Raw genomic sequence first — 14,679 nt, 5'->3', positions numbered from 1 at the left:
TTTAAAATGACTAGCATATATCACATTCTTGACCGTGTTCCTGCTATTTATAAGCAGGACATGGAAATAGAGTATGAGCATTTGGCTATGCAATTAATTAAGTCCGGTAAATTACGGATAGATACCGATGATTGCTGCAATTTTGCAAGGTTTACCGAACCTGCTCTTAATATAAGCTTAATGGTTAGTCAAGAAGAGCTAACAAGCCCGCATTTAATCCCTGAAACTACCAAGCTTTTTCAAAATTTATATAGAAATTCCGCTTCAGATCAAAAAATAAAATCAATTTTCGATAATTTAAAAAAGCAAATACAAAAGCTACAGCCGGTTAAGAAAGAAGTAACCGAAATGCTAGCACGTATTTTTGTTCAGTCGGCTCATCCGATCGTAATAAGGTGGCTTCTTCTTAATAAGACGGAAGTATTTCTTACCTACTCACATAATATCGGCGATATGATGGATATGGTTAGCTGGCAACGAGTAGGCGGTAATAGCGGTATGCAAAGCACTAACGGCAAGGACGTAGCTATTTTTGTTTCATGCGGCGGTAATCCTTTTGCTGACAACAATAAAGATCATCCGACTTACGGCAACGGCTTTGCTGCGGCAGCAAGACTTCAGATTATCGCAGCCCAAGAACTTGGGCATTTTGCCGATATAAAAAGAGATGATAAAGGCAGGCAAATAACTCGCCATTCGGCTAATTTTTCTGGTACTAAAGCTACCGATAAAGTACGAATTGCTAGAAAAAATGACATAATACATTGTCATAATTTGCTGAGTAAGCTCCTTAAAGCAGGTATGAAAAAGCAATTAGATTATGAAACGAAACTTAAATTTTATAATGCAAATAAAGTTAGCGGCTTAAAAGTTTATGCTATAAAATTCATGATTTTTGTATATAAATTTCGGCTTTTAAATTATAGCAGTAGGAATAATCTAATATTTGTAAGAAAATTTAAAACCGATGAATATATGGCATTAATGATTGATGCTATGTTTAAAGATATGCAAGCTAATTTATCACCGGCAGCTGACGTGTATAAAAATAAAAACCCTGAAATTGAAGAAGCGATAGCCTGCATTGAAGCCTTAGCAAGAGTACCGCAACAAGCCGCAAAATGGGGATATTTAACTACCAAAGAAACTATGCATGACCTTTATAAAATATATTATAACGAGGTTATACCTTCTTTAATTACTAGCTATAATGCTGTCACCGGTGAAAATTATCAACGTGATTTTAAAAAGCCAAAAAGTAATTTCTTTTCTAAAATCAATATCTTTAGTAACAAAAAGTTAGTACTAAAACCGGTTAGGGAATTATGAGTATACTGATGTGAAATGAAGAATGGTAGACGAAGATTAACTTCAAAAAGAGCAAGGAATTCACAAGGCGATGAGGCATTGCTGCGTGGATATTGTTTTTTCGTCATTGCAAGGAAAATTACAAAGTAATTTGACGAAGCAATCTCAGGAGTTTGTTATTATTTCATGAGATTGCCACGCAGCCTACGGCTGTTCGCAATGACGATTTGGTATCCCGCACAGGAATGATATTTTTAGAACAATATCTTTAACTTTAATGAACCTCTTGGTGGCTAGTATATTTGCTGCATAAATTACAGTTATACGTTGCAAATAGCTCAATATTCTTATGAGCGGTAAGTAAACTTGCACCTACATTATAGCCGACTTTCGGTGTACTGCTCTTGTAATGTGCTCAAAGTAATTATCTGTCCAAATAAATCTAGCTTTCACCTTAGGTTGCTTATTGCTAAAGCTATTTTCTACGGAAGCATGTAGTCCCGGTACTATTTGAGTATCGTTTGATAATCTCTTAGGAGCGGTTAATTTTATGCCTGCAATCCCTGTAGTTAAGTTACCGGACTTACCAGCGACATACATATTATTCACACCTGTACCGGTTTGGGTATAAGCATTATCTTTATATGTATAATATCTAATACCGATATTAAGCATTAAATTTATACCGTCCATGGCAGAGAATTGATAACCGACATTACCCTCAAAACCATAAGCTTTGCTTGTATATTTACCACTAGCCGTTTTATAGCTATGAAGTCCGACCAGTCTTAAGTCCTTTTTGTTGATTTTACTGTTACTTGCTGAAAATATTTCTTGTAATATAAAGCCATTACTAAACTGTTGTTAACCGTATAGAGAAATAATATCGCTTTCTGCCAATAATTTATCACCAGTACTTGAACCTTTAAACTTAAAGTCAGAGTTCATACGGCTATATGCAATACCGACAAAGACTATTTTCCCCGATGTAAAGCTCACACCGCCGATCATGCCGCCGGATACCGTGCCTTTATAGCTAGGATCACCTTTATATGCATCTTGATTACTTGAACCGAAAGTACCGGCAACCCATAATCTTTTTTTAGTAATTATAGGGTTTGCTTCATCACCTGCTACAACGACTATCATAGTACCGCCTGATAAGTGATTATTAATACTAGTAGTTACTGCTTCAGCTGTAACTACACTAACCGATCTTGTTCCTTGCTCGGTTAAATGCTCTACTACTTTTTTTGCATTATCAGGTGCAACTTGAGCTAAGTTTGCTACGAATAATAAGGATTGTTCTTGTTTTGTTTTACTCACTACAACAGTATCATCATTAGCTACTTTAGCTACTGCTTTAAGCTCAGCTTTATTATTTACTAATTCCTTAGCAAGCTCTACAGCGTGTTTTTCAGGATTTTGCATAACAAGTGCAGATTTTTCTCTAATCACTTCTTTTTGTGCTTCCGCTACAAAAGTATTTTCCGTATGGACAACGATAGTATTATTGATGGCCTCAGCTAATTTTTGCGACTCAGGTTTTTTAACATATTCCTCTGCTACTCTTATTTCGTTAGCTTGACGTTGCTGATACTCCGCTTGCAGTCTTTGCTGTTCAGCTCTTTCGTTAACGCTGAGCTTGTGCTTGTTGCTGTGCTTGTGCATCTGCCGGTACTACTAAACCGACTAGGTTAGCTTGTGTCTCTGCATCAACTTGATCTTGTCTAGCTTGAACCGATTCTAGAGCTATATTATCAATTGGTTATTGTATCTCTCTTTGTCTAGCTTGTCCATCTCGCTGCAGTACTGCAATTTGTGCCGGTACTTCTCTTTGTGCATTTGTTAAGTCCAACCGTGCTACAAACGGAGCGTTACGAATATCAAATAAAGCTTGCTGTGCTTGATTTTGTTCCCCTATATCGGCTCCTGCACGTACAGCATTTAATCGTTGCTGTGCATCTGCTAATTGTTGCGGATTCTCGGCTTGTATTCGTGCTAGTGCATTCTATGCTTGCCTTAACCTTAAGTTTTCTCTGTCTACTTGTTGCTGCCCCCTCACCCGGAGCCGCTACCATATCTTGCTGTAGTCGTGCTTGTCTCTGTCCTAACATATCTACTGTTTCTCTTGCTACTATTACGTTTCCTGCTATCGCTGCTTCCGCTCTTGCTTGAGCATGTGCCGGTTGTGCCGCTGCTTGCACTCCTACCTGTTGTACTTGTAATCCTTGCGGTAAAGCAACGGTTCCGATAGCTGCAGTATAAGTATATCCATTAGGAACAAATGCATCTCCATTACTCATCCTCAAAATTGATAGGGCGGCTACATCATTCGCCGTGTGAGCCCTATTAATATTAATTACAATATTTGTACCGAATGCCATAGGGAGATTTTGAAAAACTATACCGCTTTCTCCTAAAGCATTTATAGTAATATTGCCTTCAAGTACTACATCACCGGTAAGAATTACGTTACGTCTAAGATCGAATGTCGAGCCGTTAATGTTAGCATTACCGTTAATTGTAATGTCCTGCGTGCGAATATTAATTTGTGTTCATGATTACCTTCAAACATCACTTTAGAAACTTGTTTGGTTTGTGAGCCGATTTCATAAATATCAGGAATCTTTACGAAAGTTACCTCTCCTCTCATAGTTTTAGTAATAGTAATATTACCGGTAAAATCTTTATTAACCCTTACCTTCCCAAAACTTATAAACTCTAAATTCCCTGTATCTATTACACTGCCGTTGCGATGTTTCATATCAACTTTTTCTTTAAATACAAGCTCAATAGATTCAACGGCACTAATGTCATTACCGGTAATGGTTAGCTCAGAACCTGTTCCATTACCGCTTGTAAGCTTTAGCTTTGCTTTCGCATTATTTTATTGGCTCCATATGCAAGAGGTGCTCCTAAAGCATTTTGAACTGCCCTTTGAGTGTGCGGATTGTCAACGTTAGTTATATTGTTAATACTAACTCTTGTAGTTGGATTGCCTTCAATAATAGTAAATACCCCATTAAAACCATAAAGATTAATATCATTAATATTTTAGGCAAAATTAACTCTATGGTTATTTTCTGCAATAATAATATTGTCATTATCTTGCGGAAGATAATGGTTGTGATTATATCTCCAATCATTCATCGTACCTATATTAGAAGATGGATTTCCCGCCGGAATAATATCCGCCGCAAAGCCTCCCATGCTTGCAAGTAGCCCGATACTACTGGTTGCTAGTAAAAGTTTATTAAAAAAGTTTTTTTCTTATTAGTTATAATTTCCCCTATAACTTATTGCTTTTAATGATTTTACCACTTAACTTATCGGTCATTATACACTATTTATTTACGATGGCGTGATTTATGAAATTTAAGGGAAATAGGCTGGTTTAATGAAAGGTAGGGGTTATGGTGTTTGTTTGGTAGGTAATCGTCATTGCGAGCAGGCATTGCCCGTGTGGATCAGTTTTCCGTTGTCTCATCCCGTGGTCAAGCCACGGGATGACACCGAGTGCGTTTTTCGATCCGCACAACAATGTCGTAATTTCCTCGCAATGACGTCAAAATAACATCCTATTCATCATCTATATTAGAAAGCTCATCTTGTAATTCTTGAGAAAATACATCCTCATTATCGTTAGAATCATTTGATTTCTTAAGAGAGTTTTTGAAATTATTTAGGTCTTTATTTTCAAATATTTCAATAGATTTTAAAGTCTCGTTTGGAATTATAACTATAATATTTTTACTTAATTCATCTAAATAATCAGTGGTAACGGAAACTTTCAGTACTCCTCCATATTTGCTCTGTTTGCTACTTACTACAAAATCTTTTAAAGATTTACTTTTAAAATAGTTTTCAGAAGTAAAGATCATTGTTATAAAAAATAGTACTAATGAGATAGTAGTACCTACAGCAAATCCTGCTAATAGCCCTAAGAATCTGTCAATAAAACCGTTTCTCATAAATGAAATTATAGCAAGAAATTTATAAACTATAAAAACACCTAAAATTAAAGCAATAACATAAGATATAACACCGGCAATAATTATTCTTATAACCTCATTATCTATATATTTCCCGATTAGGTCAGAAATATATGGATATAAAAAATATCCTAACATTATAGAAGTAATAAAACTGAGTATTCTAGTTGCAAACCCGATTATGCCTTGATATAAGCCGAAAAATGAGAAAAGAGTAATAATAGCAAAAATAGTAATATCAAAAAATGTGATCATTATTGTTAACTTCTATTGAATAATTGGATTTAAATCTTATATATTATATAATTAAAGTTTTATTTATGGGCGATAAAATTTTTCATAACTTATCTGGTAAAACACTAGTTGCTACACCGTATGTAATTACAAAAGGCATTTACCATAAATCCTTAATTTATATGTTATCACACACGGAAGAAGGAGCAATAGGATTAATATTTAACCGCTTAGTAAATCATATAGATTTAAAATCGTTTTTTAAAATAAAAAATGACGAAATAACAACCCCGGTTATGGTTCCTATATATCTTGGCGGACCCGTAGAACATGAAAAAGGGTTTTTTCTTCATTCTAGCGATTATAATAAAAATTTGTTATTGGATTTCCATAATGATTTAGCAGTAAGCTCTAATTTAGAAATTTCAGAAGATATAGCTTTCGGTAAAGGACCTAAAAATAGCTTATTCATTGTTGGTTATACAGCATGGAAACCAGGGCAGCTTGAAGAAGAATTAGAGAAAAATCTATGGTTGGTTATGGATTGTAATAAAGAATTTATTTTTGCTGATAATCCTGAAAGTAAATGGCATAATGCATTAAAACACTTAGGCATTGATGAAATACATTTCTCATCACAAATAGGAAATGCTTAGAGATTATCTGTTAACCATTTTTCGGTAAGCCTAAGCAATAATGCTTTAAAAATTTTCCCTGACTGCTAATTAAATACACAAAATTAGAATGTTGTAATTCATATTTGTTTGTTTTTACATCAAATATTTTGGATGTATAGAAGACCTTCAATTGATCTGCTAATTGTTCAATATCTTGGACTTTCCCCGTTAAACCTATAAAATTATCATCTATTTTTTCTAAATATTTTTTTAATACCTCACTTGTATCATGCTCAGAATCTAGAGTAATAAAAACTACTTGTACTAAAATATTCTCTTTCTTCAAAATCTTAATAATATCTTCTACTCTTTTTAGTGCTTGATTGTCATATAAGGAATAGGTAGTACCAAAATAAATCAAACTTAAATGACCTTGCAAATGGGTACTATCAAATTTCTTTCCTTCTTGATCTATAAGAGTAAACTTAATTTTAGGCGAATCGTCCATATTACTAGTTTTCGCACCAATCTTAAGCTTAGACGGAGTTAATTAAGAATACAATAAACATAAAAATATTATGCCCGCAATCATAGCTAGGGCTATAAAAATTTTTATAATATACATTTGGTTTTTATTATTTCTTATAACCTAAGTAATTATTAATATTTATTTATAATAAAACTTATGCTTATCATATATGCAATAAAAATCATCTTTCAGTATATTAAATATCGTAATATCTAAATTGTGATATTGTTAGTTAAAATTAATTAATTTATTAACTAAATTTAAAGATTATTAAATAAAAAAACAACTAAGAAACGGATTAGTTATATACAATTATACCATTTATGTAAAACGTTTAAATGATAAATTTAAAAAACAAGAACATACGGAAATAGTAGATAGTACTATTTCTGAAGACCATTTATTTCAAACACTAAATGACAACAACAATGCAACTCAACCGATACAAACACTCCTAAATCAAAATTCGTTTGAAATAACAAATAATATTGAACACAATAAAGCAGAAAATATGAGGGATATAATGATGTTGAAAAAAGAAGAAATAAAGGAAGCAGAAATGGAAAATTTTATATCTGATATGTTAAAGGATAAAAATTTTATCGACTTAATTAATAAAGATAGTGAGAAATATGAATCTATTATTGATAGGAGTAATAAAGCTATAATTATATTAGGGCAAGAGAAAGAAGATTTAAATCTCATAGCTAATTTTCTTAAAGACGGTGAATTAATATTAGAAAGTAATGAGTATGGAGATTGGGACTTCTCAAAAAAAGTCTAACAGCAAGTTCAAATATTTTAGATAGTTTTTATATAAAAAACGCAAAATATTTAACATATAACAGTTCTTATTTGGATGCTGCTAATTCATCCTCTGAATCTACTATTGACAAATTTTTCCTACAAAAAATTCTAAGTACGACTCCTACTAAATTTATATTAGCAATAAAAAATATTGAAACCAAAAACTCTAACTCTTCCCTTGTCAAAGCCAATCTAGAAAAACTTGTCGGTATATTTGAACAATTTACTAAATTATTGAGATATATTGATATAAATGAAGGCAATTTATCTATAGTAGTGACCGATAGCCCAAGCAAGCAATAATCATACTCTTTTGTTCATATCTAAAATTATTGATAACACTATAAAACCCGGTAATTTTAGCTATGAACAAAAGAGTATCATTAATAAAATAAAAGATTCTATTTATTACCTCAAGCTAGCGAGCAAGCAAAAGACTATACAAATCTATTAAATATTAGAGATGATAATTATATTATTCTAGATGAATATAATAAAATAACAATCGACGGCGAAAATTTAACATATATTTTAAATTTTATAAATGTAATTAATAAAGAAGTACCAATTAGTATCAATGAGCTTAAAACATATATAGAAAATAATTTAAGTTTTGAAGATGTTTTGCCTAAAACAGACAAATTGAAACAATTAATAGATATAGTAAATTATTATAAACAGTTAGAAGACAATGCCAAAACTATAGGAAATTTCTTAGAAACCGTTAAAAAATTAAATCAGCTTTTAGAAACACCGAAATCAGAAAATAAATTAGAGAATCTTCTAAATTATCTTAAATATTTATCTAACATCAAATTTTCCGAAAAAGAAAATTTGGTTACACTTAATTCTGCAAAATGGTTTAATGATTTATTTACCTCGGGGCATATAATATAAAAGAAAAGTTATTAGAATCATTTAAGCATACAATATGCAAAGATAAAGATTCATTTTATAACAAATTAAATGAGACTATTGAAAAATTTTATGAAGATATCAAAAATAACGATGTTTTAGACTTAAAAGCAATCAATAATATATATAACTTAAAAAACTTTTTACAGCATATTAACAATTCTAGCACTGATGTTGAAAATTTAGATAATATTAAATTATTTTTAACAAAGAACTTTAAGAATTTTAATAATATATTAGGTATAACTATAAATAATAGCATTAGTAATTTAGAAAAACTAATAGGCTCAGTCAGCAAGCAAGAAGCTAAATCTCTTTGGAAGTATATTACCGCCTCTAAATCTATTACAGAAATATCTCAAAATCTCGATAAAGTAATATATGATAAGCTTTTACATCAGCCTGTGTTACCTGATCAAGCGCTACCTATTTATAATTTATTAGAAAAATTACCAAAAGAAACTCATAAATCTATTAATGATTGTTATCAAAACGAAAATTTATATAAACATCAATTAGCAGAAATTTATTGTCAACAAGCACAAATCTGTACACCTAATGGCTCAATAAAACTATCTAAAGACTCAATAGGATTGTATGAAAACGCTGCTAACCTTGGTTCTGAAGAGGCAAATATAAAACTTGGGAAGATTGAATTTAAGAGCGGAAATCATGTAAAAGCTTTAGAATATTTTAAAAAAACTACTCATATATCTTATGCAAAAGAAGCTTTTAATAAATTATTACATCTCAAAGAATCAGAACTAAAAAAGAAAATACAGCAAAAGAATCAACAAGATATAGCTAAATTAGCATCAGAAATAATTGAATTATATTCAAGCCAAGGGATTTTTATAACCAATATAATCTAGATATCTCAGAAAAAAGTCTGCAAGATTCACTAAAAGTATTTTGTCTTAATACGAAAGCTCTCATAGAAGAACAAGGAAGATCTAAACCTTATGGAATATTATATGATTTGTCTAAAGAGTTAACATCAATAATTTCTTCACCATGTAGTCAACTTAAATTTATACAAAAAACTGAAAAATATAAAAATTTAGCAGAAAAATTTAAAGAAGAAAAACTAGAAACTGATTATACGAATATTACGACAAGCCGGTCACATGATTCATACTTTAAAGAACCTTTACTTAAGTTCGATGATTTAAACCTTAATTCTTCATTTAGACCATATTATGATAATAATGAAAATTCTAGCAATATGTTAGGTGCTTGTTATAATTCCTCAGAGTATCCTCAATGAGAAAAATTTAATATCTCTTAATACAATTTTTATAGACAAGCAGAAATGTGGTGCTAATATAAAAATAGCTATATTTAACGATGAATTAGATTATGACAAATAATCAATTTTCCGAAGATACCAAAAAAATTGCTGATCAAATAAAAGATGCATTAATGGGTATTAGTGACGATCTTGTACTTGAAAGTAAAGAGGTAGAGGAAATTTTTGAAGAATTAAGCCAAAATGAAGAATTTGAGTATGAGATGGAACGAATGCTTGCTATCTTAAATGAACAAACTATGGATTTAACTCAACTGCAAAGTCGGATTATCTTATTAATCCGTAAGTATTTAGGTAAAACTAAAAACTTAAAGCTTAAAATGCTTAAAATGGATGAGAAGCTCATTAACAAGAATGTTGCCGAAGTCAGTAATTATTTAATGCATCAGCATTCTAAAATAGTTAGAGATGCTAATAAAAACCTTGCAAACCCAAAAGACAAATTACAAGGTTTAACCAAACAAGCTAGAATAGACTTAAAACGTTTATTAAAAAGCTTTGCCGTTTACCAAATTTATATGTTTATGAACCCAAAAAGAATAGCAGGCGAAACGAAGCTAATGAACTTCGCCTATAATATGATCAGAGGGGGCATGAAACTCGCTAAAAAATATGAAGGCGGCAAGGAAAAAGACATTAAATCATATTCACCTAGACTTATTAAAAAACTTGAAAAAGCTCATGTCGGTTTTAAAAAAAGTGGCGGTATATCAATTTAACTATTGTATCTTTTTATAAAGAGCTTATACTAAACTAACATTAATATTATGATAGGTATCAAGCTTTCAACTTAAATTATTCATGTAAACTTAATATTTCGGAACTAATAACTTGGGTACATCTTGGCTGCAGCACTCAAGAAAAGCACCACGCTCAACCTGTAAAAATTAACATAAAACTCTTTCCCTCAACTCCTCCCCTTGCTACTGTAACGGATAATATAAACGATACTGTTTGTTATGCAGAAATCGTACGGCTAGTACAAAAACTTTCTCAAGAAAATCACTTTAATCTTATCGAGTATTTAGCCGCACAAATATATGATATTATTTATCAAAATTTTATCGAATCTAAATTAGAAAAGATCTTTCTAAACGTAACCGTTACTAAATTAAAATCACCGGTTTCAGGAGTGCATGGCGGAGTTTCTTTTTCTTATTCAGGAAAGGAGACACTATGATTTATATTTCTATAGGCAGTAATTTAGGTAATAGACTTTTAAATATTAAAAAAGCTCTAAATTGACTAAAAAGTTGTGATTTTATATTGCTTAAGCAATCTATTATTTTTGAAACACAAGCTATTCTACCACCTAATGCAGATAAAGCTTGGGATAAATCATATTTAAATATGGTGGTGCAGGGCAAAAGTACTTTAACGCCTAGTAAATTTCTAATTGAGCTTAAAAAGATTGAAAAACAACTAGGTCGAGCAAGCTCTTATGATAAATGGTCTCCAAGAGCTATTGACTTAGATATCCTACTTTGGAATAATTGCCATATAGATTTACCTGATTTAAAGATACCGCATCCTGAATTATTAAACAGACCGTTTCTTATTCATCTAATTGCAGATTTAAGCTTGGAATGTCGTTATTCATGTCCGATCAATAATTTTTACAACAATAAAACCTTTGCAGAAATAGCACATTTAATTGAAAATCAAGGAATTATACGCTCTCTTGTTTTAAATCCTCAATTTGTCGGTATTTTAAACATTACTCCTGATTCTTTTTCTGATGGAGGATTGAGTTTTCATAAAGAAGATACCGTTAGAAATTTTGTACGCTTGATAAATGAAGGGGCTACAATAATTGAGCTTGGATCACAATCAACACGTCCTTCTGCTTTAATTATTAATGAAGATGAAGAATATGTAAGGCTTGATAATGTTCTTGAAGAGCTTAAGGAAGTTATAGTCAGTATTGATAGTTTTACTTCTGAAGTAATTAAACGTGTTTTAAAAAAATATCCTATTTCCTGTATCAACTTGGTTAAAAATAATCTAGATGATTATACATTACGATTAATTGCCGATTATAATTGTAAAATTATTACTATGCATTCATTAACCGTTCCACCACAAAAACAAAAATGTCTTGATTTCGATAAATCTCCGCTTGCTAGCTTAAATATATGGACAGAGCAAGAAAGAACAAAATTAGAAAAATGTGGATTTGATAGAAAAAATATCATTCTTGAGCCCGGAATTGGTTTTGGAAAATCCGTTTATCAAAATTTATATATATTACAACATATTAAAGAATTTAAAAATCTAGGATGTGAGATATTGGTAGGACACTCACGAAAATCTTATATTTCTGCTTTTTATAATTCCAAAGCATCGGAAAGAGACTTAGAAACAATAGCAATATCAAAATATTTAATGGAAAACGTAGTTGATTATTTACGAGTGCATAATGTTATAGAGCATCAAAGATTTTTTGTAGCAGACCATATGATTAACTATATCTTATGAAAAATAGAAAAATCATCGGTATAATGGCATGTGACCCACAAGGGGTGATAGGTAATAAAGGTCAGATGCCTTGGTCTTATACTAAGGAGTATGAATATTTTTATCAGACGGTAAAAAATAATATTATAGTCATGGGACGAAAAACCTTTGACTCTATACCTGCAAAGATTTTAAAAAATTGTATTTGTATTGTTTTTTCAAGAAATACACCATTACAATCTTATAATAATATATTTTTTATTAAACCCTTAGATGGTTTTTGGCAGGTAATAAAACCTTTTACTGATAAGAAAATTTTTATGGTTGGAGGGGCAGAAATAGCGATGCTTTTCCTAGAGCAAAATCTTATTGATGAATTTTTACTTACAAAAATAAATAAAAATTATGATGGAGATACTTTTTTTCCTCTTAATCTTTTAGCAGAATGGCATTCTGTAATAATAGATAAAACAAACAATTATCAGATTTATAAATTTACTAAGAGGTTATCAGTAAATAAATTTTAATTACTAATTAAAATTTATTTACTGATAACCTCTAAAAGGAGGTAAGATGAAATTTTTAGAACAGCTTAATATAAAAATCTTGAGCAATATAACCTCTTAAATCATCCATTTTATCAATTATGGAATATGGGAAAACTTACTCAGTCTACTTTACAAATTTACGAAAAAGAATATTATCATCACGTTACAGCTTTCCCACGTTATATAAGTGCAATACATTCCAAATGTAGTGATATACAAGCTAGACAAATATTACTTGGTAATCTTATAGAAGAAGAACAAGGTGAAGAAAATCACCCGGAATTATGGAAATCGTTTTGCTGCAGGACTTTGATGTTTAAGAAACCAACTCACTTCAGAACCTAAATTAGACTCAACTCAAAAACTTGTTCAAGGTTATTTGAAATTAACAGAGAAATCTTTTTCTATAGGTCTTGGAACACTTTATGCTTATGAGCGTCAGACTCCTAAAGTATCTGACTCTAAAATTCAAGGATTACAAAAATTTTATGGAATTTCAGATTACAGAACTTTACAATTGTTCATAATAAAGTTGATCAATGGCATACACAAGAATGTACAAATTTGATTAATAATTTAAGCTCAAAAGAACAAAAATTAGCATATCAAGAAGCAAAACTACTATGGCAATTTCTAGACAGTATAAATGCAACGTATCAATAATTTAACTATTATTCTTTCATAAAATGAAAAATATCTTCCTACATTCCTTAAGTCTTGAGAATTATCGTAATTTTAAAAATCTTGAACTAAAAACAGATAATACACCAATAATTTTAATAGGTGAAAACGGTAGCGGTAAAACTAATATTTTAGAAGCTATATCGCTATTTTATCCAGGAAGAGGGCTGAGATCAGCAAAACTTGCCTATATATGCAAAACTTCAGAAGATCATTGTCTAGTTAAAGCTCTATTGCAAAGTAAGCTAGGACTTGCAGAATTTACCACCCAATTTAAACGTAGCTCTAATAGAAGGATAACTGAGTATAACGAAAGTAAAATAGCCAATAATGAGTTAAGTAAATTCACTAGCATGGTATGGCTGACTCCGCACATGGAAGGAATCTTTACAAGCGGTAGCAGTGATAGAAGAAAATTTCTTGATAGAATAGTTTATAATTTTAATCCAAAGCATGCAGAGCTAGTTAGTAAATACGAATATTACATGCATGAAAGAAATAAAATTCTAGTAGAAGATATAAAAGATGATAATTGGCTTAAAATTATTGAAGAAAAGATGGCTGATATTTCTAACCATATTGCTAATAATCGCTTAAAAACCTTAGAATTTATGCAGCAAGCAATAGATGACCTTGAAAATGAATTTCCAAAAGCTGATTTATCGATTGACGGCATTGTTGAACAAAAAATATTAAACGGCAAAGAAAATATTGTTAGTTTTATTGCTGCAGAACTTTATCAAACAAGAAGCAAAGATAAACTACTTGGTCGCACTAGTTTTGGAGTTCATAAAAGTGACTTTTTAGTAAAGCATCAAAAGAAAAATATCTTAGCCAAATTCTGTTCTACCGGTGAACAAAAAGCTATATTAATTACAATAATCCTTGCTGAAATGAATTATGCTATAAAGCTAACTAAAATAGCACCGATTTTACTTTTAGATGAGGTCTTTGTGCATTTAGACGACAAAAGACGTCAATATTTAATCGAATTTTTTACCGGCTTAAACATGCAACTATGGGTCACCTCTACCAATCTAGAGGGAATAGAAAATTTTGCAACTAAAGCACAATTGATTAAGTTATAGTTTGTGTAATAATGTCATTCCTAGCTAAAAGCGGTGTTGTTTCATGGTTCTTATGTCATTCTTGATTTTTATCGCACCTCTTAAAAAACCAAAATAACTATTATTATTTTTCATAAAATAAAATTACACTTCACTTACATATTATATGAGCATTAGTTAAATTTAAAGTTTTTTGTATATAAATATATTGC

16 protein-coding genes and 4 pseudogenes are annotated in these 14,679 nt (G+C 30.8%); 14 read left to right on the top strand and 6 right to left on the bottom strand.

The annotated features are described in order from the left end of the window. The first annotated feature begins 6 nt into the window (after positions 1–6). A complete protein-coding gene (locus O6R16_RS04755) occupies positions 7–1,329 on the top strand; it encodes a DUF2748 family protein (protein WP_499680226.1) in 1,323 nt (440 codons plus the stop codon). Positions 1,330–1,562: 233 nt separating this feature from the next. On the opposite strand, the pseudogene O6R16_RS04750 reads toward O6R16_RS04755, so the two are convergent. From O6R16_RS04750 to O6R16_RS04730, 5 genes and pseudogenes are all read right to left on the bottom strand, one after another. Continuing rightward, positions 1,563–2,115: pseudogene (locus O6R16_RS04750) on the bottom strand (autotransporter outer membrane beta-barrel domain-containing protein). Positions 2,116–2,172: 57 nt separating this feature from the next. After that, entirely contained in the window at positions 2,173–2,979 is an 807-nt protein-coding gene (locus tag O6R16_RS04745) for an autotransporter outer membrane beta-barrel domain-containing protein (protein WP_499680225.1), read from the bottom strand. Positions 2,980–3,563: 584 nt separating this feature from the next. Continuing rightward, positions 3,564–4,353: pseudogene (locus O6R16_RS04740) on the bottom strand (hypothetical protein); the annotation flags it as partial. Between the two features lie 12 nt (positions 4,354–4,365). Next, positions 4,366–4,521 carry a hypothetical protein gene (locus tag O6R16_RS04735; RefSeq protein ID WP_499680224.1) on the bottom strand — a complete coding sequence of 52 codons (156 nt, stop codon included), beginning with the start codon at positions 4,519–4,521 and terminating at the stop codon, positions 4,366–4,368. Between the two features lie 368 nt (positions 4,522–4,889). After that, positions 4,890–5,558, bottom strand: coding sequence for a CvpA family protein (locus tag O6R16_RS04730; RefSeq protein ID WP_499680223.1), 669 nt, complete (start codon positions 5,556–5,558; stop codon positions 4,890–4,892). Between the two features lie 65 nt (positions 5,559–5,623). Between O6R16_RS04730 and O6R16_RS04725 the strand changes: the two genes are divergently transcribed. Then, the gene (locus tag O6R16_RS04725) at positions 5,624–6,193 is read left to right on the top strand and encodes a YqgE/AlgH family protein (protein ID WP_499680222.1); all 570 of its coding nucleotides are present in this window, start codon (positions 5,624–5,626) and stop codon (positions 6,191–6,193) included. Between the two features lie 10 nt (positions 6,194–6,203). Here the strand turns inward: O6R16_RS04725 and O6R16_RS04720 are convergent. Beyond that, positions 6,204–6,800: pseudogene (locus tag O6R16_RS04720) on the bottom strand (SCO family protein). 406 nt (positions 6,801–7,206) lie between these two features. On the opposite strand from O6R16_RS04720, the gene O6R16_RS04715 reads away from it, so the two are divergent. The 12 genes and pseudogenes from O6R16_RS04715 (at position 7,207) to recF (ending at position 14,488) form a co-directional block, all read left to right on the top strand. Continuing rightward, positions 7,207–7,467 carry a hypothetical protein gene (locus tag O6R16_RS04715; protein ID WP_499680221.1) on the top strand — a complete coding sequence of 87 codons (261 nt, stop codon included), beginning with the start codon at positions 7,207–7,209 and terminating at the stop codon, positions 7,465–7,467. Continuing rightward, positions 7,443–7,793 carry a hypothetical protein gene (locus tag O6R16_RS04710; RefSeq protein WP_499680220.1) on the top strand — a complete coding sequence of 117 codons (351 nt, stop codon included), beginning with the start codon at positions 7,443–7,445 and terminating at the stop codon, positions 7,791–7,793. The genes O6R16_RS04715 and O6R16_RS04710 overlap by 25 nt, the downstream gene beginning before the upstream one ends. A 321-nt stretch (positions 7,794–8,114) precedes the next feature. Further along, positions 8,115–8,387, top strand: a complete 273-nt coding sequence (locus tag O6R16_RS04705) for a hypothetical protein (RefSeq protein ID WP_014419678.1) — start codon at positions 8,115–8,117, stop codon at positions 8,385–8,387. A gap of 422 nt (positions 8,388–8,809) precedes the next feature. Next, the gene (locus O6R16_RS04700) at positions 8,810–9,277 is read left to right on the top strand and encodes a hypothetical protein (RefSeq protein ID WP_499680219.1); all 468 of its coding nucleotides are present in this window, start codon (positions 8,810–8,812) and stop codon (positions 9,275–9,277) included. Positions 9,278–9,384: 107 nt separating this feature from the next. Next, a complete protein-coding gene (locus O6R16_RS04695; protein ID WP_499680218.1) occupies positions 9,385–9,672 on the top strand; it encodes a hypothetical protein in 288 nt (95 codons plus the stop codon). 92 nt (positions 9,673–9,764) lie between these two features. Continuing rightward, complete coding sequence (locus O6R16_RS04690) at positions 9,765–10,433, top strand: DUF5394 family protein (protein ID WP_499680217.1); 669 nt, start codon at positions 9,765–9,767, stop codon at positions 10,431–10,433. A gap of 95 nt (positions 10,434–10,528) precedes the next feature. Next, positions 10,529–10,894 carry a dihydroneopterin aldolase gene (locus O6R16_RS04685; protein ID WP_499680243.1) on the top strand — a complete coding sequence of 122 codons (366 nt, stop codon included), beginning with the start codon at positions 10,529–10,531 and terminating at the stop codon, positions 10,892–10,894. Positions 10,895–10,980: 86 nt separating this feature from the next. Next, on the top strand, positions 10,981–12,192 hold the full coding sequence (gene folP / locus O6R16_RS04680) for a dihydropteroate synthase (RefSeq protein ID WP_499680216.1): 1,212 nt from the start codon (positions 10,981–10,983) through the stop codon (positions 12,190–12,192). After that, the gene (locus tag O6R16_RS04675) at positions 12,189–12,698 is read left to right on the top strand and encodes a dihydrofolate reductase (RefSeq protein ID WP_499680215.1); all 510 of its coding nucleotides are present in this window, start codon (positions 12,189–12,191) and stop codon (positions 12,696–12,698) included. Before folP ends, O6R16_RS04675 begins: the two co-directional genes overlap by 4 nt. A 126-nt stretch (positions 12,699–12,824) precedes the next feature. Further along, entirely contained in the window at positions 12,825–13,064 is a 240-nt protein-coding gene (locus O6R16_RS04670; protein WP_499680214.1) for a thiaminase II/PqqC family protein, read from the top strand. A 34-nt stretch (positions 13,065–13,098) separates the two neighbouring features. Beyond that, positions 13,099–13,382, top strand: a pseudogene (locus tag O6R16_RS04665) (iron-containing redox enzyme family protein). Positions 13,383–13,405: 23 nt separating this feature from the next. After that, positions 13,406–14,488, top strand: a complete 1,083-nt coding sequence (gene recF / locus O6R16_RS04660) for a DNA replication/repair protein RecF (protein WP_499680213.1) — start codon at positions 13,406–13,408, stop codon at positions 14,486–14,488. The last annotated feature ends 191 nt before the right edge of the window (positions 14,489–14,679 follow it).

The organism is Candidatus Rickettsia tasmaniensis (assembly GCF_036857515.1).
Lineage (GTDB): Bacteria > Pseudomonadota > Alphaproteobacteria > Rickettsiales > Rickettsiaceae > Rickettsia > Rickettsia rickettsii.
This window is presented reverse-complemented; position numbering and strand designations above follow the sequence as displayed.